Raw genomic sequence first — 25167 nt, 5'->3', positions numbered from 1 at the left:
GTTCGCCGGATCAGAAGCTGCAGATTTTGGGACGCTTCTCGTAGGACCAGTCTTTTAGCAACACGGGCTTGAACCGGCCCTTGACCGGTTTGCCCTCTTCCAGATCCGTGGACGCCGTGGCCTTGCCGGTGAGGTAGTTGATGTCGCAGTCGCCGAGCATCGTCTCTACGGTGTCATCGGACTTCCGGTTGCCCCAGTCCCAGCTGCGGCTGTAGCCGCCGACCAGGAAGCTGCCGTTGCGATAGACGACGGTCAGCGTGTCCTCCGTCGATTTGTTGGCACCGCAGCCGAAGCAGGACGTGATCGCCAGCGATCCCTTGCCCTTGGCTTCGAGATCGACGACCCGGTCCTCGGTCAGCGCATTCCTGGCGAAGTCGGGTTTTCGCGAAGGACCGGGCTTTTCCGCTCCCGTCCCCAGATAGATGTAGAGGTCGGCCGGACCATCGTCCTGCATCACCACGGCGCGGTCCATCGTGCCGTCCTGGTCGACGTCGAGCGCAAGCTCGAACGCCGGCTTGTCGCCGGCAAGCGCCGGCACAGGCATAGCCGTCGAGGCGACAAGCCAAAAGAGGGCCGCATGATGAAGGGCTGTGGTCATGAGCAATCGTCCGCCGCGTGCCGGAAGCGTAGCATCAGCAGGGCAAGACGCAAAATGCGTTGCTTCACACAGGTTTCAGGCCGCACCCAGCCGCGCGTGGATGTCTCGCGTCGCGTGATAGAGGTCGCGGTAGATTTCCTTGCGGGCGCGGTAGATCGGCACCAGCGCTTCGACCGGATCGACTTGTCTCGCTGGCGGGGCGGCCATCGCCTTTGCCGCGTCCTCCGGCGATGCGAACCAGCCGATGGCCGAGGCCGCTAGCATGGCAGCACCCAGCGCCGCCGCCTCGTTGACCGGCGAGACCAAGAGCGGCCGCTCGAGCACGCTCGCCATGATCTGCATCAGCAGCGTCGAATTGGTGCCGCCGCCTGCCGCGATCATCGCGCCGGCCTTGCCGGTCTGTTCCTCCATCGCGTCGGTGGCAATCGCCTGCTCCAGGGCAATGCCTTCCAGCACCGCGCGGAAGAGATGTTTCGACTCGTGATCGAGCGACAGGCCGACGATCGCGCCGCGCGCCGCGCCGTCCCAGTAGGGGCTCATGACACCGGCCCAATAGGGCAAGACGAGCAGGCCGTCGCTGCCCGCGGCGACCGTCATCGCCGCCCTTTCCAGTACGGCGGCCGAAGGCGAGCCGGTGGTGCGCACGATCCAGTCGACCAGTTGCATGCCGGAGCGCAGCACGGTTTCCAGCATGAAGCCGGAGCCGGTCGGCGAGACCAGCGTGCGGAACGCATCCGATGTCGTGACCGTGCCGGAATAGTTGCCGCTGACGACGCCCGAGCCCAGCGAGAGATAGCTCTTGCCGGGGCCGTAGACGCCCATGCCGAGGCCCATGGCCTGGCCGTCGCCGGCGCCGGCCACGACCGGCGTGCCGGCCTTCAGACCGGTCGCCGCGGCGATCCCTTCCGAAAGCGTGCCGCAGACCGCGCCGGGGGCGGCCAACTCCGGCAATTGTCCAGTTTGCAGGCCTGCCGCTTCGACCAGCCGCGGATGCCAGGTACAGTTGGCGATGTCGAGCAGGCCGAGCGGATCGGCGCTCGCCGTGCTGGTCATCAGCCGACCGGTGAGCCGGTGGACGAAGAAGGCATGCACGTCGACCAGCGCTGCCGCTTCCGTCAGCGCCGGCGGCTTATGCTCCACCAGCCAGGCCAAGGCGTAGAGCGCCGGCGTCGGGTCCGGCGGCTTGCCGCTCCAGTCGCGGATCGCCTCGCGGCCAAGCTCTTGCGAAAGCCGCGCCACCTGGCGGCGGGCGCGCTCGTCGAGCCACAGGATGGCGGGGATGAGCGGCTTGCCGGCGTCGTCGATCAGCGTGAAGGTCTCGCGTTGATGGGCGATGGAGATCGCCTTCACGCGCCCCGCGCCGATCTTGTCGGCGACCTTCCCCAGCGCCGTCAGCAACGCCGTCCACCAATGCTCGGCATCCTGCTCGAAATGGCCGGGCGCCGGATTGGAAAGCGGGTAGGTCTCGCGTGCCTGGAAGAGCTCCGTGCCGTCACGCGCGAAAGCGATCGCCTTCACGGCCGTCGTCGAGGCGTCGATCCCGATTACGACATCGTCCATCAGGCGGCGATCCGCAGGGTTAGTGGATGTCGCGCAAAAGTGTGCAGCGGTTTTGCGAAAACGACATGCATAAAAACAAGGACCTAAATCGCGTCGCCTGGATTCGTTTCAGCGCGACGCGCTTTAGGCCGCGTTGGGTACGAACCGCCCGTCCGACTGGTCGAGACGACGGCGGATCTGGGTTATCACCATCGAATCGTCGGGTACACAATTTTCATAGGTCAGGAAGTCGCCGGCCTTCACCGGCTTCACCACCTTGGCGCGCTCGGCAAGGCCGAGCGGCAGCGCGCCCTTGGCGCGCGCGTCCTCCCAGGTCATGGCAAAGCCGCGATAATCGTTCTCGCCGATCATGCCGAGCGACTGTCCGGTGCCGAGATTGGTCTTGGCCACCGCCACCGCCTCGGCCACCGGATGGTCGAGCGGCTCCATGTCGGCGCGCTTGTAGACCACCGCGCGCGCCGCCGAGAGCGGCACTTCGAGACTGGTCAGGTGATAGGGGCGGAAGATCGTGAAATACGGACCCTTGCCGACCTTGAGGTCGATCATGCGCTCAAGCACGCGCGGATGCTTCGTCTCGATGATGCAGAACACGCCGGGCGCGACGCCCTTGCCGATCGAATAGTCGACCACGCCCTTGCGGTGCAGCACGCCGCCGTCCTCGCGCGGGCAGAGCACGCTTGCCAGTTCCTCCAGCGTTGCCGTCGGGCCGTGCATGCCGGGCACGTCCGGCACCAGGCCGGTGGCATTGGCGATCGCCACCATCTCGATCGCCGTCTTCGAGCCGTCGACGAACTCGACAAGCATGCGCGCATTCATGTTGCGCTCGGCCGCCTCCTTCTCGTAATCGGCGGGCACCGCATCGAACTTGAGCGGATTGTTCTTGCCTTTGCCGGCGGCAACTATGGTGAAGCCGAGGCTTTTGGCGAAGCCGATGATCTCCAGCGTGCAGGCGGGCTCGTCGCCGGCCGCGCCGGTGTAGACCACGCCGGCCTTTCGTGCTTCCTCCTTGAGGAAGCGGCCGATGGTGATGTCGGCCTCGACATTGAGCATGACGATATGCTTGCCGTTCTTCATCACTTCGAGCGCGAACAGCGTGCCGATATTGGGATTGCCGGTGGCGTCGATGATGACGTCGATGCGGCCGGCGGCGGCGAGCGCGTGAAGATCCTCGGTGACGGCGATCTTGCCGGCCTCGATGGCGCGGTCGATGGCCGCCGCATTGGGCGCCTGCACGATATCGGAGCGGTCGTGGCCGGCAAGCAGCGCGGCATCGATCGCCGCCTGCGGCCTGACTTCCGAAATGGCGCCGATGCGCATGCCCGGCATGAGCGCCACCTGGACGACGATGTCCGTCCCCATCTGCCCGGCGCCGGCGAGCCCGATGGTGATCGGTCCCTGCTTCTCAGCGCGCTGCAGGAGTTCCGCTGCGAATTGCGGATGGGACATATTGCTTCCTCCGGTCCTTGGCGCGCCGCCGCGCCGCAATCGTTTGAACATTCCTATTTCTATTTGAAAAATATTTCAACCGGGATTTGGGCATTGCCCTGAGGGATCAATTCAAGGCCGGCAGGGCAGAGGGGGGCGCGAAGGAACGCCACGGCTGCCAATCTGCGCCGCTTCGTTGCTTCGCTTCAGGAAGAGGCTGGGAGTTCGCTCAAAAATAGCCGTCGGACGCCGCTGTCGCTTCCTTGGGAATCTCAACCCCGTCGACCAGGATCTTGTCGACCAGTTCGTGGTGGAAGCACACCAGTCCCTTGATGCGCTCGGCCTCGTGCACGGGCTCGGGATAGTACCAGACCAGGTTCTCGTGCCGCTCCTTGGGCGTCGTCACGTGGTAGTAGTTGGAGATGCCCTTGTAGGGGCAGCGCGAGATGTAGCGGCTGGGCGTGAACATATCGAGCCGCGTGTCCGAGATCGGCAGATAATGCCGAACCGGATGGCCGGTCTCGAACAGGAACACGCCACGCCGGGAATCGGCGACCTGCTCGCCGTCGAGGATCACCTGCACGCGCCGCGATGAAGGCAGGCAGTCGACGCGACGGAACGGGTCGCGGGCATGGACGAAGATCTCCTCGTCCTCCTCCCACCAATGCGTCATCTTCGGCCAGTAGAAGGAGATGTAGTCCGCGATCGGCGGGCAGCCCTTGACCGGATCGAGATAGCGCCAGGCGCCGTCCTCGACGAGCGTGATGCCGGTGTTCAGCGAGTAGTGCGTGGCGGTGCCCTTGAACGGATCCTCCGTCGTGGTCCTGCTCGGCAGCAGGAACTCCTCGCGCACGTCGCTCATCGGGAAGTAGTAGACCGGCAGGTGGTCGCTCTCATAAAGCACTAGCGCCCTGGTGGTGTCGGCGACGATCATCGGCCCGACCTGGACGCGCAGCCGCTTGGGCGAGGGCATGGTGAAGGCGACGTAGCCCGGCTCGAACTCGTATTGCACGATAGTGTCGAGCAGCGGGAAATGCGGCCCGCGGCCGCGCAGATGAGGCTTGCGAATGGTCGTCGTCCTTTTCTCGTCGTTGGCCGCCAGGTTGCTGCGCGCGACCATGATCAACCCACCGAGACACGATCGAGCAGCAGGCCGGCGGCGATCGGCGGCAGGCCGCTGACATTCTTGCGCACCGGCACCAGGAGGTCCGGGAAATAGCTGAAGATCACCGGCGTCTCGTCGAGCAGCAGTTTTTGGATGTCGGAGGCAGCCTTGCGCTGCGCGTCGAGGTCGAGCGCCTTGAGGTAGCCGGCCACCAGCCCGTCATAGGCCGTGTTCTTGAAATGCGCCGCGTTCCACGGACCGTCGCTCACCAGGGGACTCTTCAGAAAGACGTTCGGCACGCTGCGATGCGCGTAGTCGGTGATGCCGAGCGGGCTGTCCAGCCAGTCGGACTGGCCGAACACCGCCTTGCCGTAATATTTGTCCTGGTCCTCGATGTTGAGCGAGATGCGCGTGCCGATCTCCTTGGCGAAGTTCTGGAAGAGCTGCGCGTAGCCGGGAATGTCGGAATAGCGCAGCGTGGTCAGCGTCATGTCGAAGCCGCTGGCAAGGCCGGCGGCCTCCATCAACTGCTTGGCCTTGGCGATGTCCTGCGCGCGCTGCGGCACCGATTTGTCGGTAGCCGGGAAGGCCGGCGCGAACGGGCTGTCATTGCCGGTCGCCGCCATGCCGCGGCAGAGCCCGTCGACCAGCTTGGAGCGGTCGATCGAGAGGGCGAGGGCCTGGCGCACGCGCTTGTCGGTGAAGGGCGCCATGTCGCAGCGCATGTGGAGTTGGCGATGCGCGGTGGACGCCACGCGCAGCACCGTGATGTCGGGATTGCCGAGCACCACCTGGCTGACGTCGAGCGGGATGGCGTCGAGCACGTCGACCTCGCCCGCCTGCAGCGCCAGGATGCGCGGCTGCACGTCGCCATAGAACTTGAATTCGAGGCGGTCAGGCAGCGCCTTCTCGCCCCAGTAGTCGGGATTGCGCACGAAGCTGGCGCCGACCTTCGGCGTGTAGCTTTCCAGCCGGAACGGGCCGGTGCCCTCGAAAGTCTTCTCGTAGTCGCCCTTGTAGCTCGCCGGCAGGATGACGGCGTTGTAATTGTCGATCGACACCGAATAGGGGAAGCTGCCGTTCGGCGCGTCGAGATGGAACTCGACGGTATGGTCGTCGACCTTGCGCGTGCCGCCTTTCGACAGCAGGCCCTTGAACACCGACAACGCGTTGGAGCTGCCCTTCGGGTCGGAGAGGCGATCGAAGGTCGCCACGACGTCGTCGGCCTTGAAATCCTCGCCATTGTGGAATTTCACGCCTTTGCGCAGCTTGAAGGTCCAGACGCTGCCATCGGCGTTGGGCGACCAGCTTTCCGCCAGAACCGGCTTCAGCGTCAGGTCCGGCTGCGTCACGCACAGGAATTCGGCCGTCTGGAAGACGAGCTGATAGCTGCCGCTGTCGTAGAAGGTCACCGGGTCGATGGCGCCGCCGGGCACGGCGATACCGGCGCGCACCGTACCGCCCGGCTTGCCTTCGGCGCGTGCCTGCGGTGCGCCAAGGCCGACCGCCGAGGCGATGCCGCCGAGGAAGGGCAGCGACAGGCCGAGCACGCTGCCATGGCGCAGGAATTCACGCCGGCCGATCCGGCCTGCGAGCAATTCGTCGATAGCGGAATTTTCGATTGCGCTGAGGTTTTTGCGGGCGGCGTCGGTCGTCCTGAAATGCTTCGGCATGGCTGCATTCCTTGGTTGGCGTGGGGGCTTGCCATCTAGTTCACTGTTGATCACTACCGAAAAGCGATATTTTATGATGAGGGCCATCGGAATTTTCGATTACCTCTGAGCCGAAAGCGAAAGCGATGGATACCGAGAATCTGCGCAGTTTCCTGGAGGTCGCCGAGCATGGCAGCTTCACGGTCGCCGCCCATCGGCTGAACCTCGCCCAGTCCACCGTCAGCGCGCGCATCCGCGGCCTGGAGCAACAATTGGGGCGCAAGCTGTTCGTCCGCGACAGCGATGGCGTCACGCTGACGCCGGCCGGCCGGCAGTTCCTGCCGCATGCCTCGACGATCACCCGCACCTGGGAGCAATCGCGCCAGGACATTGCCGTTCCCGATGGCTACGAGACGCTGCTGAGGCTCACCGCGCCGGCCTATCTCTGGGACAGCATCACCTCGCCCTGGATCGACTGGATACGGGCGAAGCGGCCGAATGTAGCGCTTCGGCTGGAAGGCAGCTTCCCGGATCTGGCGATCGACCAGATGGCTGAAGGCCTGCTCGACATCTGCATCCTCTATCTGCCCAGGCCGCATCCCGGCATCGTCTATGAGACTCTTGCCGTCGATCAGGTGGTTCTCGTCCAGCACGCGGAGCAGGTCGGGCCGTGGACGGACAACTACATCCTGATGGATTGGGGGCTGGAGTTCCGCGTCGAGCATGACCGCGCCTTTGCCGGCAAGGTGAAGCCGGCGATCTCGGCCGGGCTGGTGTTCATTGGCCTGCAGCATGTGCTGTCGCAAAAGGCGGCCGCCTATCTGCCGCTGAGCGCGGTCAGCCCTCACATCGAGCGCGGCGAATTGCGGCGCGTCGAGGATACGCCGGTGTTCCAGCGGCCGATTTATCTAGCCTACCCGGAGAACCCGGCATCTTCCGATGCTCTCGATATCGCCCTGACCGGCCTGCGCACGCTTGCCAGGAACCTGTCCAACGAGCAGGCTTTCGCGGAGAGCGACCGCGCCTTCAGCATGTTGAAGCATGTCTCCTGAAAGTCGGGACCGGTTTCGGGATAAAGACATGCGTAAAATCAAAACCTAAGCGAATGGAGCGATCCGAAAGATCGCGACGCGCGGTGGCATTCTGACGGCGATCACGCCGGCTCCACGGCCTTCGGCTTCTGCAGTCTGGCCAACTCCGCAAAAGGAATATGGCAGCGGATCGTATGCCCCGGCTCGGCCTCGGTCAGTTCCGGCTCCTGCGTCTCGCAGATGGCGCCGATCTTGCGCGGGCAGCGCGTGTGGAAGACGCAGCCTGTCGGCGGATTGGCCGCGCTCGGGATTTCGCCGTCGAGGCGGATGCGTGAGCTTTCGGTCCGGTCGAGTTTCGGCACGGCCGACAACAGCGCCTCGGTATAGGGATGATGTGGCCCGGAAAACACTGCTTCCGACGGCCCGAACTCCATGATGCGGCCGAGATAGAGCACGGCGATCTTGTCGGAGAGATAGCGCACCACGCCGAGGTCGTGCGAGATGAAGATGTAGCTGACATCCTGCTTCGACTGCAGGTCGGCTAAGAGGTTGAGGATCGCCGCCTGCACCGACACGTCGAGCGCCGAGGTCGGCTCGTCGCAGACGACGATGCGCGGATCACCGGCGAAGGCGCGGGCGATCGCCACGCGCTGCTTCAACCCGCCCGAGAGCTGGCGCGGCTTGACCGCGAGATGCCGGTCGGTGAGCCGCACCGAGCGGACGAGCTCTTCGAGGCGTGTGTCCAGTGTCTTGCCGGTGAGTCCGCCTAGCCGCTTCAAGGCACGGCTGAGGATGTGCCGGATCGAATGTGAGCGGTTGAGCGCCGAATCCGGGTTCTGGAAGACGATCTGCACCGCCTTGACCTGGTCCTCCGAGCGGCTTGCCAGCCGCGGCGCCAATTGCTGGCCCTCGAGCTCGATGCTGCCGCCTTCGTCCGGCGGCACGAGGCCGAGCAGAAGCCTCGCGAAAGTGGTCTTGCCGCTGCCGGATTCGCCGACCAGCCCGAGCGTCTCGCCGGGCCTCAGGCTGACCGAAACATCCTTCACCGCTCTTAGCGGGCGGCCGTGGCTGGCATAGGTCTTGTTCAGGCCTTCGACCTGCAGCACCGGCGGCGCCTGCTTCGGCGCGACGGCGGGAATCTCCGCGGGCGTGGCGCGCGGCAGCGTCTGCGCCTTGTCGTGGTAGTGGCAGCGCGACAGGCGGCCGCCTTCGAGCTCGTAGAGCGGCGGCGGCTCGCTGCGGCAGCGCTCCGTCGCCAGCGCGCAGCGGTCGGCGAAGGCGCAACCGACGATATTGGCGCCGATGCCGGGCAGGAAGCCGGGAATGGTGTCAAGGCGGCCCTGGTCCTTGCGCTGGCCGCCGCGCGGCAGGCAGCGCAGCAGCGCCACCGTGTATGGATGGCGCGGATCGTTGAAGACGTCCTTCGTCGAGCCTTCCTCGACCAGCATGCCGGCATAGAGCACGCCGACCCGGTCGCACATGTTGGAGACGACGGCGAGATTGTGGCTGATGAACAGGATCGATGCCGACAGTTCTCTTCTCAACTGGGCGATCAGGTCGAGCACTTCGGCTTCGACCGTGGCGTCGAGGCCGGTCGTCGGCTCGTCGAGGATCAGCATCGATGGGTCGTTGGCCAGCGCCATGGCGATCGCCACGCGCTGCTGCATGCCGCCGGAAAGCTGATGCGGATAGCGCTGCATGACGCTCACCGGATCGGATATCCGCACCCGGTTCAGCATGGCGATCGCCTTGTTGCTCGCCGCCTGTCCCGAGATGCCGGCCAGCTCGAAAATCTCGGTGAGCTGGCGGCCGATGCGCAGCGACGGGTTCAGCGCCTTGCCGGGGTCCTGATAGACCATCGACACGCTTTCCGCACGCGCCCGCCGCAGCGCTTCGGCATCGAGCTTCATCACGTCCTGGCCGTCGAGCGCGATCGAGCCGCCGGTGATCGAGCCGTTGCGCGGCAGGTAGCGCACCACAGACAGCGCCGCGGTGGATTTGCCGCAGCCGGATTCGCCGACCAGTCCGTAGGCCTCGCCCCGGCCGATGGTAAGGCTGACATTGCGCAGCACCGCCCGGTTGCGGCCGCCAACGCGGTAGGCGACGGAGAGATCGTTGAGCTCGAGCGCGTTCTTCTCAGTCATTGAACGCTCCATGGACGCCGTCCGCCACCAGGTTGACGCCGATCACCAGCGAGGCGATGGCCAGGGCGTCGAACAGCACCGTCCACCAGAAGCCGCCGCCGATCATGCCGTAGTTGCTGGAGATCGAGAGGCCCCAGTCGGGCGAGGGCGGCTGGATGCCGAAGCCCATGAACGAGAGTGTCGCAACCGCGAAGATCGCGTAACCCAGCCGCACCGTCGTCTCGACCAGGATCGGCGGGATGACGTTGGGCAGGATCTCGACGAACATCGTGTGCAGCGCGCCTTCGTGGCGCAGCTTGGCCGCCGCGACATAGTCGAGCTCGCGCTCGGCCAGCACCGCCGAGCGCACGGTACGGGCGATGATCGGCGCGAAGCTCAGGCCGATGACGACGATGACGGTGATCTTCGAAGTGCCGAGCGCGACGATGGCGAGCAGCGCGATGATCACCACCGGGATCGCCATGAAGGCTTCAAGCACACGGCTGACCACGTCGTCGACGATGCCGCGGAAATAACCGATGAGCAGGCCGAGCGCTGTGCCGGCGACGGTCGCGAGCAACGTGGCCAAGGGCGCTACCGTCAGGATGTCGCGTGAGCCGACGATGACGCGCGAGAAGACATCGCGGCCGATCTGGTCGGTGCCGAACCAGTGCTCGGCCGACGGCGGCGCAAGCGCGTTGATGATGTCGTCGGCGAGCGGGTCGTAGGGCACGAAATGCTCGCCGAACAGCGCGCAGATGACCCAGAACAGGACGATGCCGAGCCCCGTCAGGAAGGTTCCTGATCTGAGCAGCGAATGCAGCACGTCGCCCCATGGGCCGCGCCGCGGCGCGGTATGGGGCGCTGGCAGGTTCGCGGGCGTGTCTGTCGCGCTCATTGCTCTGCTCCAAGCCGGATGCGCGGATTGAGCACCGAATAGAGGAAGTCGGCGATCAATGTGGCCACCGCATAGACGATGCCGATCGTGAGGATGCCGGCCTCGAGCATCGGGAAATCCTTGTCGCGCGCGGCGGTGAAGATCAGCGAGCCGATGCCCTGGTAGCGGAACAGTGTCTCGATCACGACCAGGCCGCCGATCAGGTAGCCGGTCTGCGTGGCGATGACGGTGATGGTCGGCAACAGCGCGTTGCGCAGCACGTGCCGCCAGATCACAATGCGCCACGGCAGGCCCTTGAGCACGGCGGTGCGCGTGTAGTCGGAATCGAGCGCCTCGATCATGCCGGACCGCGCCATGCGCGCGATGTAGCCGAACAGCACCAGGAACAGCGGCAGCGACGGCAGGATGAGATAATAGAGCTGGGTGAAGAAGCCGGCGCCCTTCGGCCAGGCGGCCGCGATCGGCAGCCAGCGCAGCCAGACGCCGAAGATCAGGATCAGGATGATGCCGGTGACGAATTCGGGCAGCACCGTCACCGACAGTCCGCCGAGGCTGATGATGCGGTCGAGTGGCCGGTTGAGGTTGAGCGCGGCGATGACGCCGCCGAGGATGCCGATCGGCACCACCAGCACGAAGGCGACCAGCGCCAGCTTCATCGAATTGCCGAGCGCGTCGACCACGAAGGGCGCGACCGGCGCGCGGAAAATGTAGGACGTGCCCATGTCGCCATGCAGGAAGTTCCAGATCCAGCTTCCGTATTGGACGAGCAGCGGACGGTCGACGCCAAGCGAATGGTTGAGCGCGTCAACCGCGCGCTGATCGGCAAACGGCCCCAATATGGCGCGCCCGACATTGCCGGGCAGCACCTGGCCGCCGAGGAACACCATGAGGCTGAGCAGGAACAACGTGACGAGCGACAGTGCCAGGCGCCGGACGAGGAAAGCGAGGATGGCGAATACTCCTATTGGAGCCGGCTCTCTGCGGAGAGCCGGCTTTCAGGGATAAGCTGGTTCGCTCGCGTCAGGCCTTTGAAGCCTTCTCGAGGAACAGCTGCGACATGGCGGTGGGCTGCACGCCCGCCACGCCTTTCGCCGTCGCCGTCAGGTAGTCGTAGAAGTAGCCGAAGATGACCGGCGTTTCCTCGAGCAGCAGCTTCTGGATCTTGCCGGCTGTGGCCTTCTGCGCCTCGAGGTCGAGGGCCGCGATATAGCTCGTCGCCAGCTGGTCGTAGTCCTTGTTCTTGAAATGCGCCGCGTTCCAGGTGCCGTCGCTCTTCAGCGGTGCCGCAAGATAGACGTTCGGCACGCCGCGGTGACCGTAGTCGGTGATGCCCATCACCGAATCCAGCCAGTTCGACTTGCCGAACACGGCATCGCCGTAATAGGCGCCCTGGTCGAGGATGTTGAGCTCGAGCTCGATGCCGATCTCCTTGACCCAGTTCTGGATGAGCTGCGCGTATTCCGGGATTTCCAGATAGCGCTCAGTGGTGAGCGTCACCTTGAAGCCCTTGCCGGCGCCGGCCGCCTCCATCAGCTGCTTGGCCTGCGCGATGTCCTGCTCGCGCTGCGGCACGCTGGTGTCGGTTGACGGATAGGCGGACGCGAACGGGCTGTCGTTGCCTTCCTGGGCGCGGCCCTTCATCAGGCCGGCGACCAGCTTCTTGCGGTCGATGCTGAGCGCGATGGCGCGACGCACGCGCGGATCCTTGAACGGGTCGGCATCGCATTGCATGTGCAGCTGCTGATGCGCCACCGACTTCAGGCTGATGATGGAGACGTTCGGATCATTGAGCAGGCCGACGCCGGCCAGCACCGGCATCTGGTTGATGATGTCGATCTGGCCGCCCTGCAGGGCAAGGATCTGGGCCTGCATGTCGGAGAAGAAGGTGAACTCGGTGCGTTCCGGCAAGGCCTTCTCGCCCCAATAGTCCTCGTTGCGCACGAAGGAGGCGCCGACCTTGGCCGTGTATTTTTCGAGCTTGAACGGACCGGTGCCGTCGAAGCTCTGTTCGTAGCCGCCCTTGTAGCTCGCCGGGATGATGACGGCGTTGTAGTTGTCGGACGAGACCATGTAGGGGAAGTTGCCGTTCGGCGCGTCGAGGTGGAACTCGACCGTGTAGTCGTCGACCTTCTTGGTCGCGCCCTTCTGCAGGATGCCGTTGAACACCGACAGCGCGTTGGACGAGTTGGCCGGGTCGGCGAGACGGTCGATGCTGGCCACCACGTCGTCGGCCTTCATCTCGCCGCCGCTGTGGAACTTGACGCCCTTGCGCAGCGTGAAGGTCCACACCGTGCCGTCGGCGTTCGGCTTCCAGCTTTCCGCCAGCGCCGGCTTCAGCACCAGGTCCGGTCCGTCGATGCAGAGGAATTCAGCGACCTGCTGCAGGACGAGAAGGCCGCCGGCGTCTGCGATGGTGACCGGGTCGATGGCGGCGGACGGCACATTGCTGCCGACGCGGATGGTGGCGCCGGGCGCGCCCTGGGCGCGGGCAAGCGACGGCGCGGCGCCAAAGCCGGCGGCCATGGCGATGCGGCCGAGAAGCGGCAGCGACAGGCCGAGCAGGCTGCCATGGCGCACGAAGTCGCGGCGGCTGACGCGCCCGTCGATCAGGCCGTCGATAAGGTGGTTTTCGAGCGGCGTGCGGTTGCGCCGGATGAGATCGAGAATGCGATAGTTCTTGCTCATGGGTCTAGACCCTTTCCCCAGTTCTTGTGGTTGGCGGGTGGTGCATTCCTGTTGACGAAATACCGTGGAGTTCTCCGGTCCCGGACATCGTCATGAATTTCAGTCGAACGAACTTTAGCATGCAGTCTGGTCCGGTCCATCCGCTCTTGGATGCGGGAAGGTCAGATTTTCTTGATGCATGCCTTGTCCGTTTCTGCGGCCGGATCGAAATCGCGGCCGCTTCTTCTCTCCGTCTGTCGCCTCCTTTCCCTTGAGGTGCTGAGGTGCTCTAGTTCAGCGGCAGCCGGCGATAGGTGCCGGGCTTTTCCGGGTCGTGGTACTTGTTGCAGGGCCCGTTCTCGACGAAGTCGCGATGGCAGGCGGCGAGCCTGTCGCGCGAAAGGGTGACGCCGAGGCCATGGCCTTCCGGCACCCGCACCACATTGTTCTTCGGCGCGAACGGCCCTTCCTCGATGACGTCCATCGGCTGCATGCGAAACAGCGACTGGTTGGGCTCCCGGATCCAGCCGAGCGCCGAGCAAAGATGCAGGTAGCAGGCGCTGCCGATGCCGGTGTCGCCGCTATAGCACCAGTAGTCGATGCCGGTATGCTCGCAGGCGCCGACGAAGCGCAGCATGCGGGCGATGCCGCCATGCGCGGTCGGATTGCCGACGAAGGCGTCCGGCACCTTCAGCTCCATGGCGCGCGCGATGTCGATGTTGTGGGTGGAGAACGGGATCGAGGTGTGGCGGCGCAGTTCCCGCATCTCCTCGATCGTTGCCACCGGGTCTTCCCAGTTGCGCACGCCAAGCTCTTCCAGCGGCCGCGCCAGTTGCCTCGCGGTGGCCAGCGAATAGGCCTGGTTGGAATCGATGCGGATCATCGCATCGTCGCCGAGCTTCTTGCGGATCAGCTCGACCATCCGGAGCGAAAGCTTCGGATCCTGCGTCGAAAACTTGCCTTCGAAGAAGGTCGTGCCGTGCCGCTCGTGCAGTTCGACGCAGTAGTCCGCGACCGCTTCCGGCGTCTTTTCGCCCTTCACCGTCGCTCCATCGCCGCGCAGCGAGAAATAGTCGGTGAAGGGGATCTGTTTGCGCACCGCGCCGCCGAGCAACTGGTAGAGCGGCTGCTTCCAGGCCTTGCCGCGCAGATCCCACAGCGCCATCTCGATGGCGCCGAAGGCCATGATGCGGGCACGATCGTTGATCGACTGCACGCCGCTCCAATAGGGCAGGCACACCTCTTCGGCGCCGGCGATGTCGAAGCCATCACGGCCGGCGAGCCGGGGCGCCAGCACGTCGTTGATGATCGCCGCCGCTGCCGGCGTCGGCGCTTCGCCGAGACCGACGAGCCCGTCCTCGGTCTCAACCTCGACGATGGTCGGCGAGAAGCCGTCGAGCTCGCCAAATACCCAGACATAGGGCGCTTCGAGCCTGTAGTTGATCGGCGTTGCCCTGACGCGCCGGATCTTCATTTCAGCCGATCTCGAAGAAGGGTTTGCCGAGCAGCTCCGGCACGACATCGATGCCGAGGCCGGGTCCGTCCGGGATGCCCATGCGGCTGCCCGTCACCGGCGGCTTGTTGGAGGCGGTGCGCACCGTCACCCATTCGTGGAAGGCGATCGCATGCAGCCGGCGCTCCTCCGGCGTCGACAGCGACAGATGCGCCATGGCGGCGGTGTCGATCTCGGCGCCGCCGGTGTCTTCAACGGTGATCATGAAGCCGAGATCGACGGCGACGTCGCGGATCAGCCGGGTCTGCGTCACGCCGCCCAGCCGCGAGATCTTCAGCGTCAGCCCGTCGGCCGCGCCGCGGCGATGGATTTCCAGCATCTCGCCCAGCGAGGTGACGGATTCATCCAGCACCATCGGCTTGTCGAGCATCCGGCGCACCGACATGTTTTCCTCGATCGTCGTGCAGGGCTGCTCGAAGGTGTAGTCGATGCCGCGCGTGGCATCCGCGAACTGGCGCGCCTGGTAGGGCGTCCAGCCGGCATTGGCGTCGCAGAAGATCACCGTGCCTTTCGGCACAGCCGCGGCAACCGTCGTCACGCGCTCGATGTCGTCATGCACATTGCCGCCGACCTTGACCTGCAGGCGCCGGCAGCCTTCGGCGATGATCCGCTTGGCAAGCGCGGCCATCTGGTCGAGCGTGCCGTGGGTGACGACCCGATAGGTCTCCGCCATGTCGCTCTCGCGGCCGCCGAGCATTGTAACCAGCGGCACGTCAGCCGCGCGTGCGGCGAGATCCCAGCACGCCATGTCGAGCGCCGACTTGATATAAGGGTGGCCCTTGAACACCGTGTCCATCAGCCGGCCGATGCCGGCCAGACCGCGCGGATCCTGGCCGATGAGATGCGGCGCGATTTCCGGCACGCCCGCGCGTGCTCCCGCCGGGAAGGCGGCCGAGTAGAAATTGCCGAGCGGCGCCATCTCGCCCCAGCCGGTAACGCCGCTGTCGGAGGTGATGGCGACGATCACCGCATCGAAACAGTCGGCGACGCGTCCCTTGGACATGCGGTAAGGCCCGCCCACGAAGGGCTGGACGACATGGTAGGCCTTTATGCTCTTGATCTTCACTTTGCTGTCCGTCTGTCAGTTCTTCGATGCGCGCTTTTCGAGGCCGCGCGCATAGGCAAGAAGCTCCTCGAAATCGAGGTCGATATGCTCGCGCGCATGGCGCTGGGCGGCGCGCATGTCCGTGCCCTTGAGCAGCGCCACATAGGTTTCGTGCACGTCTTCTGCCGGCACCGGCTCGTTGCGGGCCCGCTGATGCAGGGCGAAATACATCTGCAGCCGGCTGGTCAGCCGCTGCCAGGTCTCGAGCAGCACCGAATTGTCGGCCCATTCGTAGATCAGCCCGTGCAGCTGCAGCGCCGTCTCGATCTGGCGCGTGGTGTCGAGCGCCCGCGTTGCCTGCTTCACCGCTTCGTGGCGGCGGTCGAGCTCGTCGAAGAAGCGCTGGTCGCGCTGCGGCCAGGCGAGCTCGATGGCGAATTCGTCGAGCACCTTGTTCAACGAATAGGCGTCGATGATGTCCTTGGCGGTGACGTCGATGACGAAGGTCCCGGCATAGGGGATGCCGGTCAGTATGCCTTCCTGCACCAGCTCGCGCATCGCCTCGCGCAGCGGCGCGCGGCTCACCCGCATCTGTTCGGAAATCCTGAGCTCGTTGAGTTTCTGCCCGGGCTCCAGCTGGCCGGTCAGGATGGCGCGCCTGAGCAGGGCGACGATCTCGGCCCTGCGCGTCGTATCCGCGATCGGACTGAAATCCAGTTTCGCCATGCGTCCCGCTCCGGATGAACCGGCCGCAAGACAAGCAGATTGTCGACAATCTAACAAGGGGCGGCGATCCGATTTTTTCGGATTGCGCCGCGGAAAGAAAACGGCGCCCTCGGCGTGGGAGCCGAAGGCGCCGTCGGACCGGAACTGATGGGGGTTATCAGCTGGCCGGTTTCGGTTGCGGCAAGGGAGAAACCGGCATTCCGGGTCCGATCTTCTGCAAATTGCCCGTGACCACCTGGTCGCCCTCGGAGATGCCGGAGGTGACGGAGATGAGGTCGCCGTCGGTCGGTCCGAGCGAGACCAGCTTCTGATCGACGGTGTTGTCCTTGCCGAGAACGTAAAGGTATTTGCCGAGCTGGCTGGAACCCAACGCGACCTGCGGCACCATCAGCGTGTTGGGCTGCTCTTTCACATGCAGCCGCACGCGCACATATTGCCCGGGCAGCAGCATGAACTTGGCGTTGCCAATCGTGGCGCGTGCGGTGATCGTGCCGGTCGAATGGTCGATCGTGTTGTCGATGAAGGTGAGCTGGCCTTTCTGGCTCGGCTCGGTCTCGCCCGGCAGCAGCACGTCGACCGCGATCGGACCGGCGGCCCTCGCTTGTTCGATCTGCACGAGGTCGGTCTCGCTCGGATTGAAGGTGACGTAGATCGGGTCGAGCTGCACCAGCGTGTTGAGGACGGTGCCGGCGACACTGACCAGCGTGCCGACCGAAGCCTGGTTGCGGCCGATGCGTCCCGGGAACGGCGCCTTGATTTCGGCATAGCCGAGATTGAGCTCGGCCGTCCGTACCGCCGCCTTGTCGAGCAGCAGCGCCGCTTCGGCCCCGCGCAAGGTGCTGGTGCGCTGGTCGAAGCTGTCCTTGGCAAGATAGCCGCTCTTGGCGAGCTCGCTGCCGCGGCCGAGATTCGAGCGCGCGTAGTCGAGCGTCGCGGTGTCGCGCTCGACCTGCGCCTTGGCCTGGTCGAGGGCCGCCTGGTAGTCCTCCGGCGCGATCCTGTAGAGCAGGTCGCCTTGCTTGACGTCGCTGCCGTCGGCCGCGGTCTGCTCCTGCAGGTAGCCCGGCACGCGCGCCTGCAGCGTGATGCTGCGGATCGACTCGACGCGCGCGGCGTAGTCGAGATAGATCGGCAGCGTCTTCTTCACGACGTTCACCACCGGCACCGGCATGACGAAGGCCTTGGGCGCTGGAGCCGCGCCCGCCGTGCTGGCGTTGAGGCTCAGATTGCCCATGTCGAGCAGGTGGACGCTTGCCACCGAAATCGCGCCCAGCGCGACGGCCGTTCCTAAAGCGATTTTCCATTTACGCATGAAATCTCTCCAATCCTACTCGGCCGCATCGGCGAGCCGGATAGGCTCGGCGGTCGGTTCAATCTCTTGTTGATGCGGGGCATAGTGATGCCCCGCGGCAGGTTCGTTCTCGCCGCCGCGCTCGCGCAGCTTCTCGATGACCGCGTAGAAGACGGGCACGAAGACCAGCGACAGGACAGTCGCCGCCACCATGCCGCCGAAGACGGTGGTGCCGATCGACTGCCGGCTGGCAGCGCCCGCACCCGTCGCGAACATCAGCGGCAGCACACCGAGGATGAAGGCGAAGGCCGTCATCAGGATCGGCCGCAGCCTGAGCCGCGCGGCTTCCATCGCCGCCTCGACGATGGTGAGGCCTTCCTCGCGCCGTCGCCTTGCGAACTCGACGATCAGGATCGCGTTCTTCGCCGCCAGGCCGATCAGCATCACGAAGCCGATCTGCGAGTAGACGTCGATCTGCATGCCGCGCAGCAACAGCACGACGAAGGCGCCGAACAAGGCCAGCGGCACGGCGAGCAGCACCATGAAGGGCATCGCGAAGCTTTCATACTGCGCCGCCAGGATCAGGAAGACGAAGACGATTGCCAGGCCGAACACGACCGAGGCGATCGACCCTGCCTTGAGCTCCTGAAAGGTGATGCCGGTCCACTCGTAGCCGAAGTCGCGCGGCAGCACGTTCGCCGCCGCCCGCTCCATCGCCGCCACCGCCTGGCCGGACGAGAAGCCCGGCGCGGCGCCGCCATTGATGAGGGCGGACGCATTGTTGTTGTAGTGCGGCACGGTCTCGGGTCCGACGACCGGCACCAGCTTGCCCAGCGTGCTCAGCGGCACCATGCCGCCCGACGCGTTGCGCACATAGAGCCGCGAGATGTCGGTCGCATTTCCGCGCGCGTCCTTGTCGGCCTGGATGGTCACACGGAAGGTGCGGCCGAACAGGTTGAAGTCGTTGACGTAGAGCGAGCCGAGGTAGATCTGCAGCGTGTTGAACACGTCGGGCAGGTTGAGGCCGAGAAGCTTCGCCTTGCTGCGGTCGAGGTCGTAGTTGAACTGCGGCGTCGAGGTCGAGAAGGACGAGAACAGCTGCTGCGGGTTGAGCTCCGGCTGCTTGCGCGCCTCGGCGATCAGCGCCTGCGTGACCTCGTTGAGTGCGGCGCTGCCGCGTCCCGAAAGATCCTCCACCTGGAATTCGAAGCCGCCGGTGGTGCCGAGGCCCGGGATCGAAGGCGGATCGAAGGAAAGCGCGAAGGCTTCCGGCATCTGTAGGAGCTTGTTGCGTACCTCGGCGACCAGCTTCGAGGCGTTCTGGTCAGGCCCGCGTTCGTCCCACGGCTTCAGGATGGCGAACTCGACAGCCGAATTCGACTGCGCGGCGCTGGTGAGGAAGTTCAGGCCGCTGATCGAGCCGACGATGTCGACGCCGGGCGTGTTCTGCAGGATGTCGCGCGCCTTCTGGGCAACCGCGTCGGTGCGCTCCAGCGAAGCGCCGTCGGGCAGTTGGATGACGACGAAGAAATAGCCCTGGTCCTCCACGGGAAGGAAGGTCGAGGGCAGCTTCTGCCAGACGAAATAGGTCGCGACCAGACCGGCCGCGAACAGGCCGAGCATGGCCCAGCGCAACTTGATCAGGATGCGCACGCCATGGGCGTAGGCATGCGACAGCCAGTCGAAGCCGGCATTGAACCAGCGGAACAGCACGAACTGCGTCTCGCCGCGATGGCGCAGGAACGCCGCGCTCAGCGCCGGGCTCAGCGTCAGCGAGTTGAAGGCCGAGATGCCGACCGAGATCGCCACGGTCAGCGCGAACTGGTTGTAGAGCCGTCCCGACACGCCGGGGATGAAGGCGACAGGGATGAACACTGCCGCCAGCACCGCCGTGGTGGCGATGATCGGTCCGGTCACTTCGGCCATCGCCGCGCGCGTCGCGGCGAGCGGCGCAAGGCCGGCCTCGAGCTGTCGTTCGACATTCTCGACCACCACGATCGCATCGTCGACGACGAGGCCGATCGCCAGCACCATGCCGAGCAGGGAGAGCATGTTGAGTGAGAAGCCCAGCATATACATCACCGCCAGCGTCGCGATCAGCGACACGGGGATGGCGATGGTCGGGATGATGGTGGTGCGCCAGCTCTGCAGGAAGATGAAGACCACCGCCACGACCAGCACCAGCGCTTCGCCGAGCGTGATCAGCACGTCATGCATCGAGGCCGACACGAAGCGCGTCGTGTCGTAATGCATGGCGTAGTGGACGCCCTTCGGGAAGCGCTGCGACAGCTCCTGCATCTTATCCTTGACCCGCTGCTGCAGGTCGAGCGCGTTGGAGCCGGGCATCTGGTAGACGGCGAGCACCACGGTCGGATCCTTGCCGAAGAAGGCCGACGAGGAATATTGCAGCGCGCCGAGCTCGATGCGGGCGACGTCGCGCAGCCTGACGAGCGAGCCGTTCTGCGAATTGGCGCGCACGACGATGTCGCCGAATTCCTTCGGATCGCTCAAGCGGCCGACCGCGTTGACCTGCATCTCGAAGGCGGTGCCGGCCGGCGCCGGCGACTGGCCGATCTTGCCGGCCGCCACCTGCACGTTCTGCTCGGCGATGGCGTTCTGCACGTCGACGGCGGTGATGCCGAGATTGGCCAGCTTGTCCGGATCGAGCCAGATGCGCATCGAATAGCGGCGCTCGCCGAAGATCTGCACGTCGCCGACGCCGGGCAATCGCTTCAGCGGATCGACAACCTGCAGATAGGCGAGGTTGCTCAGCGCCACCGGATCGACCGAGCCGTCCGGCGAAGTGAGGTCGACGATCAGAACGAAATTCGGGTTCTGCTTTTTGATCGTGACGCCGCCTTGGTTGACGATGGCCGGAAGGGAGGATGCGGCCTGCGAGACGCGGTTCTGCACGTCGACCGCCGCTGTGCTCAGTGGATAGCCGACGTCGAAGGTGATGGTGATGGTCGAGGAGCCGTCATTCGAGCTCGTCGACGACATGTAGGTCATGCCCTGCACGCCGTTGATCTGCTGCTCGAGCGGCGTGGTGACCGTATCGGCCACCACCTGCGCGCTGGCGCCGGGATAGTGGGCGCTGACCACGACCTGTGGGGGCGTGATGTCGGGGAATTGCGAGACCGGCAGCAGAAAATAAGCGATCGCGCCGGCGAGCACCATGATGATGGCGATCGCCGATGCGAAGATCGGACGGTGGATGAAGAATCTTACCATGATGCGGATGCCTCGCCGAAGGGTTTTGCGAAGTGGCGCAGGCGCCGGGCGCGACCGGAGCCGGAGTCCTCCAGGAAGGATGGCAGGATCTCATCGCCCGGCGCCTGTTGCGCCGCGCGCGAGCGCAACATCCGTTCGAAGGCTTTGGGGTCGACCCCGTCCGCCTTCATCACCAGCCGGATCATCGGATCCCGGATGGCTTCGTCGATCGTCAGGTCTTTGCGCTTTTGCATAGGAGTGGCTCCTTGCTCGTCCCGCATCGGTTGATCACGGGCCGCTTTTTTCTCGAATTCACCGGCCGAAGCCGCATGACAGGCAGGTTTTGCGTCCTATCTCACTCTGGCAGGCTATCTGTGGGCCTTGTCGTTTGACGGCGAGCGATATAGGTGTTACCAGTAAGTAACATTTAAAAGTTACAGACCGGTAACACCCTAGTCAAGAGGTGGCCGAGGGTTTTTTGGAAACGAAAGGAGAGCATGATGACAGACGGCGTCGTGGAGCGCACTCGCCCCCGGGATCGGATCCTGGAGACGGCGCAGGACATGTTCCACAAGCACGGTATCAAGGGCGTGGGCGTCGACGCCATCACCGAGGCCGCCGGCACCAACAAGATGACGCTCTATCGTCACTTCGAATCCAAGGACGATCTGATCATCGAATGCCTGCGCGCCACTGCGGCGAAGGCTTCGAGGATATGGGACGAGTTCGAGGCCCAGCATCCCGGCGACAAGCTCGCGCAACTGCATGCCTGGGTCCGCAAGGTGTCGCAAATGCTCAGCGCCGACAGCCGCGGTTGCGACATGGCCAATGCCGCCGTCGAGCTCAGCGAGACCGATCACCCGGCCAGGCGCGTCATCAAGGAACTCAAGGAAGCCCAGCGCGAAAAGCTCGTGGCGCTCTGCCGCGACGCCGGCGTCGGCCAGGCGGAGTTGCTCGCCGACACGCTGTCGTTGCTGCTCGAAGGCGCGCGCGTCTCGATGCAGAGCGTCGGCGCCGAAGGCCCGAGCGCGCAGTTCGTGCGCATGGCGGAAGGGCTTATCGCGTCGTTTAGGGCGCAGGGCGCTGCGTAGCCATTCCGATTTTCCACGCGGGCAAAAGAAAAGCCCGCTGCCGGGAGGAGGAGGCAGCGGGCTCGATTTCGAATACGGCACGGGAGGAGGTGTACCGTATTCACCGTCGGTGTCTGGGAGGAGGAAGACATCCGACACCGCAACAATTACGATTTGCTCAACGATTCGGCAACCATAAAACTTGCATAGCTGGTGTGCAGTTTTGCCGCACCGCCCGCCAATCATCCGACAAATCCGGACAAAGACGCTTCGCCTCGGCGTGCTAACTCATTGAACCGGCACGTTTTCCTTGAAGATCAGCCGCGGCTCGATAAATTTCTTCGTCAGGTACGGCGCCGATGACGCGATCGAGCCGAGCAGGCGGATCACCGCTTGTTCGGCAATCAGCCGCGCATTCTGGTCGATGACGACGTCGGCGAGATCGTCGACGAGATAGCGGCGCGTCTCCTTGGTCAGGTCATGGCAGATGAACACCGGCTTCCGGCGCGGCCTGGCTTCCAGCAAGGCCCTCGCCACGCCCGAGCGTCCCGCGCCGACGCAATAGATGCCGAGCAGCTCAGGCTCGTTGTGCAGCGCCTTCATCGTCGCGCTGTAGCTGGCGTCGGGCTCGTCGTTGATCTCGACGGCGCTGGAGACGGTGAGGCTGGGAAACTCCTCGCTCAGCACCGAGCGGAAACCCATCTCGCGCTCCTCATGGCCGCGATAGGAGCGCGAGCCGACGACCATCGCCAGATGCCCGGTCCGGCCGCCGAGGAAGCGGCCCATCAGCAGCGCGGCGGTGCGTCCGGCGACCCGGTTGTCGATGCCGACATAGGCCGAGCGGGGTGCTGCCGGCACGTCGGAGACCAGCGTCACCAGCCGGATGCCGGCCTCGACCAGCTCGCGCAGGATGTTGCGCGTGCGCGGGTGGTCGACGGCGATGACGCCCACCCCATTGGCTTTCAACGACAGGTTTTCGACCGCGCCCTGCAGCGCGCCGGGTGAGATGCCGGCAAGGTTGTGGATGCGGCAGGAGGCGACCAGCGGCAGGCGCTGGGCATAGTCCTCGATGTGATGGGCGAGATCGGCCATGAAGGCGTTGCTGCCGATCGGCAGGAAAAACTCCAGATGCGCCGGCTTCGACGGCAGCACGACCTGGTCGAGGGTCGGCAGGTAGCCGAGCTGCTTCGCCGCTTCCATCACCCGCTGCCGGTTGGCCGCGCTCGCCCCCGGCCGATTGTTCAGCACCCGGTCGACGGTCGCGGTCGACAGGCCGCAGCTCCTGGCGATGTCGGCTACGGTGGCTTTCATGGGTCCAGTCATAGGATGGGATGCGAGTCCCTGTCAGGCCAAATCAGATGTCAGGCCAAATCAAACGTCGGGCCGAATCAACGTCGGGCAAATCAGCCATGCGGCTGCGGGCCGTCGGAAATCGCATCGCGGATCTCCTTGTCCGACATGCCGGTGATGATCCGCTCGACCTCGGCGACGGTGGTCTTTTTCGGATCGATGTCGTCGGCCACCACCTTGCCGCGGCGCATCACCACGATGCGGTCGACCACCTGGAAGACGTGGTGGATGTTGTGGGCGATGAAGATGCAGGAATGGCCTGAGTCGCGCGCGCTGCGCACGAAGCTCAAGACCCCTTGCGTCTCGGCGACGCCGAGATTGTTGGTCGGCTCGTCGAGGATGATCAGGTCGCTGTCGAAATGCATGGCGCGCGCGATCGCCACCGCCTGCCGCTCGCCGCCCGACAGCGAGCCGATCGGCGTCGTCGGCGGGATGTTCTTCGAGATGCCCACCTGCTTGAGCAGGTCGCGCGCCACCCTGTTCATCGCCTCCTGGTCCATGCGGTTCAGAAAGCGCGGCGGCTTGATCGGCTCGCGGCCGAGAAACAGGTTGCGCGCGATCGACAGCTGCGTGACCAGTGCCGAGTCCTGGTAGATGGTCTCGATGCCATGCGCTATGGCGTCGCTTGTGCTGCGGAAATCCACCTTCTTGCCGCGCACGAAGATGTCGCCGCTGGCCAGCGGCACCGCGCCCGACAGCACTTTGATCAGCGTCGACTTGCCGGCGCCGTTGTCGCCGAGCAGGCCGACGATCTCTCTTTCGTTGACGTGGAAGTTGGCATCCACAAGCGCCTGCACGCGTCCGTAGGACTTGCGGATGTTCGTCATGCGGATGAGCGGTTCGGCCATGGTTCACGTCCCTGCCTGGTGCCGGCGTTCGAGCCATGAGTGCAGCGCCATCATGCCGAGGATGATCGCGCCGATGAAGATGTTGTAGGCGAGCCCCGGCACGCCGATCAGCACGATGCCGTTGCGCATGACGCGCAGGATCAGGATGCCGAGCACGGTGCCGATGATGGTGCCGCGTCCGCCGGTCAGCGCCGTGCCGCCGATCACCACCATGGCGATGACCTCGAGCTCGTAGCCGGTGCCGCTGTTGGGATTGGCCGCAGAGGTGCGCAGCGACGAGATCACGCCGGCAAGCGAGGCCATCACCGCCGACAGGATGAACAGGCCGACCTTGACGCGGCTGACGTTGACGCCGCGCGCACGCGCCGCATTGGGGTTGCCGCCGGCCGCCTGGATCCAGTTGCCGGTGCGGCTTTGCGTCAGCACGTAGCCGAGCACGATCGCAGCGCCGATGAACCAGAACAGCGAGGCGTAGACGCGGAATGGGCCGATATAGAAGTCGCCGACCAGGATGTCGGCAAGCCAGCTGCCTTCGGCGCTCCAGGTGCGCTGCGGAAAGCCGTCGGTGACGAACAGCGCGGTGCCGCGCACGACGAGCAGCATGCCGAGCGTGACCAGGAAGGATGGGATCTTGAGTTGGGTGACGAAGCAGCCGTTGACCAGCCCGATCAAGGCCGCGACCATTAGCGCGATGACGAAGCCCATCTCCAGCGAGGTGACGTCGCCGTTGAAAAGCGTCCACATCAGCACCGGCGAGAAACCGAACAGCGAGCCGACCGAAAGGTCGAATTCGCCCGATGTCATCAGCAAGGTCATCGCCAGCGCGATCAGGCCGAGCTCTACGGTGAAGGCGAGGATGTTGGAGATGTTCTGCGGCGATAGAAAATCCGGATTGATGGCCCAGAAGACGACGAGTTCGACGACGAGCAGCACCAGCGGGCCGAATTCCGGCCGCGCGATGAAACTCTGGATGAAGGAACGGTTTTCCATTGAGCCCGCGACGTGGATGAACTTGGCTAAAAGCGCGTCGCGATCTTTCGGATTCGCGCCACGCGCTT

20 protein-coding genes are annotated in these 25167 nt (G+C 65.0%); 2 read left to right on the top strand and 18 right to left on the bottom strand.

Annotated features, from left to right (window positions below; translation table 11 throughout):
- Window positions 1–10 precede the first annotated feature (10 nt).
- From EJ067_RS07285 to EJ067_RS07265, 5 genes are all read right to left on the bottom strand, one after another.
- On the bottom strand, window positions 11–598 hold the full coding sequence (locus EJ067_RS07285) for a hypothetical protein (RefSeq protein WP_126085348.1): 588 nt from the start codon (window positions 596–598) through the stop codon (window positions 11–13).
- 75 nt (window positions 599–673) lie between these two features.
- Window positions 674–2158: an FGGY family carbohydrate kinase gene (locus EJ067_RS07280; protein WP_126085347.1), complete on the bottom strand. Its 1485-nt coding sequence runs from the start codon at window positions 2156–2158 to the stop codon at window positions 674–676.
- 123 nt (window positions 2159–2281) lie between these two features.
- Window positions 2282–3604 (bottom strand): homoserine dehydrogenase, encoded by a 1323-nt coding sequence (locus tag EJ067_RS07275; protein ID WP_126085346.1) that lies wholly within the window; start codon window positions 3602–3604, stop codon window positions 2282–2284.
- A 208-nt stretch (window positions 3605–3812) separates the two neighbouring features.
- Window positions 3813–4703 (bottom strand): DUF427 domain-containing protein, encoded by an 891-nt coding sequence (locus EJ067_RS07270; protein ID WP_126085345.1) that lies wholly within the window; start codon window positions 4701–4703, stop codon window positions 3813–3815.
- 2 nt (window positions 4704–4705) lie between these two features.
- A complete protein-coding gene (locus EJ067_RS07265; protein WP_126085344.1) occupies window positions 4706–6361 on the bottom strand; it encodes an ABC transporter substrate-binding protein in 1656 nt (551 codons plus the stop codon).
- A gap of 125 nt (window positions 6362–6486) precedes the next feature.
- Between EJ067_RS07265 and EJ067_RS07260 the strand changes: the two genes are divergently transcribed.
- Window positions 6487–7392, top strand: a complete 906-nt coding sequence (locus EJ067_RS07260) for a LysR family transcriptional regulator (protein ID WP_126085343.1) — start codon at window positions 6487–6489, stop codon at window positions 7390–7392.
- Window positions 7393–7493: 101 nt separating this feature from the next.
- Here EJ067_RS07260 and EJ067_RS07255 read toward each other — a convergent pair whose 3' ends face one another.
- The 10 genes from EJ067_RS07255 to EJ067_RS07210 all read right to left on the bottom strand — a co-directional run bounded on the left by EJ067_RS07255 (window position 7494) and on the right by EJ067_RS07210 (window position 21095).
- Entirely contained in the window at window positions 7494–9515 is a 2022-nt protein-coding gene (locus EJ067_RS07255) for an ABC transporter ATP-binding protein (RefSeq protein WP_189510456.1), read from the bottom strand.
- Window positions 9508–10392 carry an ABC transporter permease gene (locus EJ067_RS07250; RefSeq protein WP_126085341.1) on the bottom strand — a complete coding sequence of 295 codons (885 nt, stop codon included), beginning with the start codon at window positions 10390–10392 and terminating at the stop codon, window positions 9508–9510. The genes EJ067_RS07255 and EJ067_RS07250 overlap by 8 nt, the downstream gene beginning before the upstream one ends.
- Entirely contained in the window at window positions 10389–11279 is an 891-nt protein-coding gene (locus tag EJ067_RS07245) for an ABC transporter permease (RefSeq protein ID WP_245468288.1), read from the bottom strand. Before EJ067_RS07245 ends, EJ067_RS07250 begins: the two co-directional genes overlap by 4 nt.
- Window positions 11280–11412: 133 nt before the next feature.
- Window positions 11413–13077 (bottom strand): ABC transporter substrate-binding protein, encoded by a 1665-nt coding sequence (locus EJ067_RS07240; RefSeq protein WP_126085339.1) that lies wholly within the window; start codon window positions 13075–13077, stop codon window positions 11413–11415.
- Between the two features lie 268 nt (window positions 13078–13345).
- Entirely contained in the window at window positions 13346–14530 is a 1185-nt protein-coding gene (locus EJ067_RS07235; RefSeq protein ID WP_126085338.1) for a mandelate racemase/muconate lactonizing enzyme family protein, read from the bottom strand.
- A 1-nt stretch (window position 14531) separates the two neighbouring features.
- Window positions 14532–15635 carry a mandelate racemase/muconate lactonizing enzyme family protein gene (locus EJ067_RS07230; protein ID WP_126085337.1) on the bottom strand — a complete coding sequence of 368 codons (1104 nt, stop codon included), beginning with the start codon at window positions 15633–15635 and terminating at the stop codon, window positions 14532–14534.
- Window positions 15636–15650: 15 nt separating this feature from the next.
- The gene (locus EJ067_RS07225) at window positions 15651–16340 is read right to left on the bottom strand and encodes a GntR family transcriptional regulator (RefSeq protein ID WP_126085336.1); all 690 of its coding nucleotides are present in this window, start codon (window positions 16338–16340) and stop codon (window positions 15651–15653) included.
- Window positions 16341–16497: 157 nt separating this feature from the next.
- Complete coding sequence (locus EJ067_RS07220) at window positions 16498–17652, bottom strand: efflux RND transporter periplasmic adaptor subunit (protein ID WP_126085335.1); 1155 nt, start codon at window positions 17650–17652, stop codon at window positions 16498–16500.
- A 15-nt stretch (window positions 17653–17667) separates the two neighbouring features.
- Entirely contained in the window at window positions 17668–20862 is a 3195-nt protein-coding gene (locus EJ067_RS07215; RefSeq protein ID WP_126085334.1) for a multidrug efflux RND transporter permease subunit, read from the bottom strand.
- Window positions 20856–21095 carry a hypothetical protein gene (locus EJ067_RS07210; RefSeq protein ID WP_126089526.1) on the bottom strand — a complete coding sequence of 80 codons (240 nt, stop codon included), beginning with the start codon at window positions 21093–21095 and terminating at the stop codon, window positions 20856–20858. Before EJ067_RS07210 ends, EJ067_RS07215 begins: the two co-directional genes overlap by 7 nt.
- Window positions 21096–21341: 246 nt before the next feature.
- Between EJ067_RS07210 and EJ067_RS07205 the strand changes: the two genes are divergently transcribed.
- Window positions 21342–21932: a TetR/AcrR family transcriptional regulator gene (locus tag EJ067_RS07205; protein ID WP_126089525.1), complete on the top strand. Its 591-nt coding sequence runs from the start codon at window positions 21342–21344 to the stop codon at window positions 21930–21932.
- 267 nt (window positions 21933–22199) lie between these two features.
- Here EJ067_RS07205 and EJ067_RS07200 read toward each other — a convergent pair whose 3' ends face one another.
- From EJ067_RS07200 to EJ067_RS07190, 3 genes are all read right to left on the bottom strand, one after another.
- On the bottom strand, window positions 22200–23222 hold the full coding sequence (locus EJ067_RS07200) for a LacI family DNA-binding transcriptional regulator (RefSeq protein ID WP_126085333.1): 1023 nt from the start codon (window positions 23220–23222) through the stop codon (window positions 22200–22202).
- A 92-nt stretch (window positions 23223–23314) separates the two neighbouring features.
- On the bottom strand, window positions 23315–24109 hold the full coding sequence (locus EJ067_RS07195; RefSeq protein ID WP_126085332.1) for an ATP-binding cassette domain-containing protein: 795 nt from the start codon (window positions 24107–24109) through the stop codon (window positions 23315–23317).
- Between the two features lie 3 nt (window positions 24110–24112).
- On the bottom strand, window positions 24113–25099 hold the full coding sequence (locus tag EJ067_RS07190) for an ABC transporter permease (protein ID WP_126085331.1): 987 nt from the start codon (window positions 25097–25099) through the stop codon (window positions 24113–24115).
- Between the last annotated feature and the right edge of the window lie 68 nt (window positions 25100–25167).

The organism is Mesorhizobium sp. M1D.F.Ca.ET.043.01.1.1, from assembly GCF_003952385.1.
GTDB lineage: Bacteria > Pseudomonadota > Alphaproteobacteria > Rhizobiales > Rhizobiaceae > Mesorhizobium.
The sequence above is the reverse complement of the archived record's forward strand: the minus strand, read 5'-3'. Positions and strand labels throughout refer to the sequence as shown.

Excerpts from the sequence above, each read along its gene's own strand:
- EJ067_RS07285 (WP_126085348.1), bottom strand. The coding sequence starts at position 598 with ATGACCACAGCCCTTCATCATGCGGCCCTCTTTTGGCTTGTCGCCTCG.
- EJ067_RS07280 (WP_126085347.1), bottom strand. The coding sequence starts at position 2,158 with ATGGACGATGTCGTAATCGGGATCGACGCCTCGACGACGGCCGTGAAG.
- EJ067_RS07275 (WP_126085346.1), bottom strand. The coding sequence starts at position 3,604 with ATGTCCCATCCGCAATTCGCAGCGGAACTCCTGCAGCGCGCTGAGAAG.
- EJ067_RS07270 (WP_126085345.1), bottom strand. The coding sequence starts at position 4,703 with ATGGTCGCGCGCAGCAACCTGGCGGCCAACGACGAGAAAAGGACGACG.
- EJ067_RS07265 (WP_126085344.1), bottom strand. The coding sequence starts at position 6,361 with ATGCCGAAGCATTTCAGGACGACCGACGCCGCCCGCAAAAACCTCAGC.
- EJ067_RS07260 (WP_126085343.1), top strand. The coding sequence starts at position 6,487 with ATGGATACCGAGAATCTGCGCAGTTTCCTGGAGGTCGCCGAGCATGGC.
- EJ067_RS07255 (WP_189510456.1), bottom strand. The coding sequence starts at position 9,515 with ATGACTGAGAAGAACGCGCTCGAGCTCAACGATCTCTCCGTCGCCTAC.
- EJ067_RS07250 (WP_126085341.1), bottom strand. The coding sequence starts at position 10,392 with ATGAGCGCGACAGACACGCCCGCGAACCTGCCAGCGCCCCATACCGCG.
- EJ067_RS07245 (WP_245468288.1), bottom strand. The coding sequence starts at position 11,279 with ATGGTGTTCCTCGGCGGCCAGGTGCTGCCCGGCAATGTCGGGCGCGCC.
- EJ067_RS07240 (WP_126085339.1), bottom strand. The coding sequence starts at position 13,077 with ATGAGCAAGAACTATCGCATTCTCGATCTCATCCGGCGCAACCGCACG.
- EJ067_RS07235 (WP_126085338.1), bottom strand. The coding sequence starts at position 14,530 with ATGAAGATCCGGCGCGTCAGGGCAACGCCGATCAACTACAGGCTCGAA.
- EJ067_RS07225 (WP_126085336.1), bottom strand. The coding sequence starts at position 16,340 with ATGGCGAAACTGGATTTCAGTCCGATCGCGGATACGACGCGCAGGGCC.
- EJ067_RS07220 (WP_126085335.1), bottom strand. The coding sequence starts at position 17,652 with ATGCGTAAATGGAAAATCGCTTTAGGAACGGCCGTCGCGCTGGGCGCG.
- EJ067_RS07215 (WP_126085334.1), bottom strand. The coding sequence starts at position 20,862 with ATGGTAAGATTCTTCATCCACCGTCCGATCTTCGCATCGGCGATCGCC.
- EJ067_RS07210 (WP_126089526.1), bottom strand. The coding sequence starts at position 21,095 with ATGCAAAAGCGCAAAGACCTGACGATCGACGAAGCCATCCGGGATCCG.
- EJ067_RS07205 (WP_126089525.1), top strand. The coding sequence starts at position 21,342 with ATGACAGACGGCGTCGTGGAGCGCACTCGCCCCCGGGATCGGATCCTG.
- EJ067_RS07200 (WP_126085333.1), bottom strand. The coding sequence starts at position 23,222 with ATGAAAGCCACCGTAGCCGACATCGCCAGGAGCTGCGGCCTGTCGACC.
- EJ067_RS07195 (WP_126085332.1), bottom strand. The coding sequence starts at position 24,109 with ATGGCCGAACCGCTCATCCGCATGACGAACATCCGCAAGTCCTACGGA.
- EJ067_RS07190 (WP_126085331.1), bottom strand. The coding sequence starts at position 25,099 with ATGGAAAACCGTTCCTTCATCCAGAGTTTCATCGCGCGGCCGGAATTC.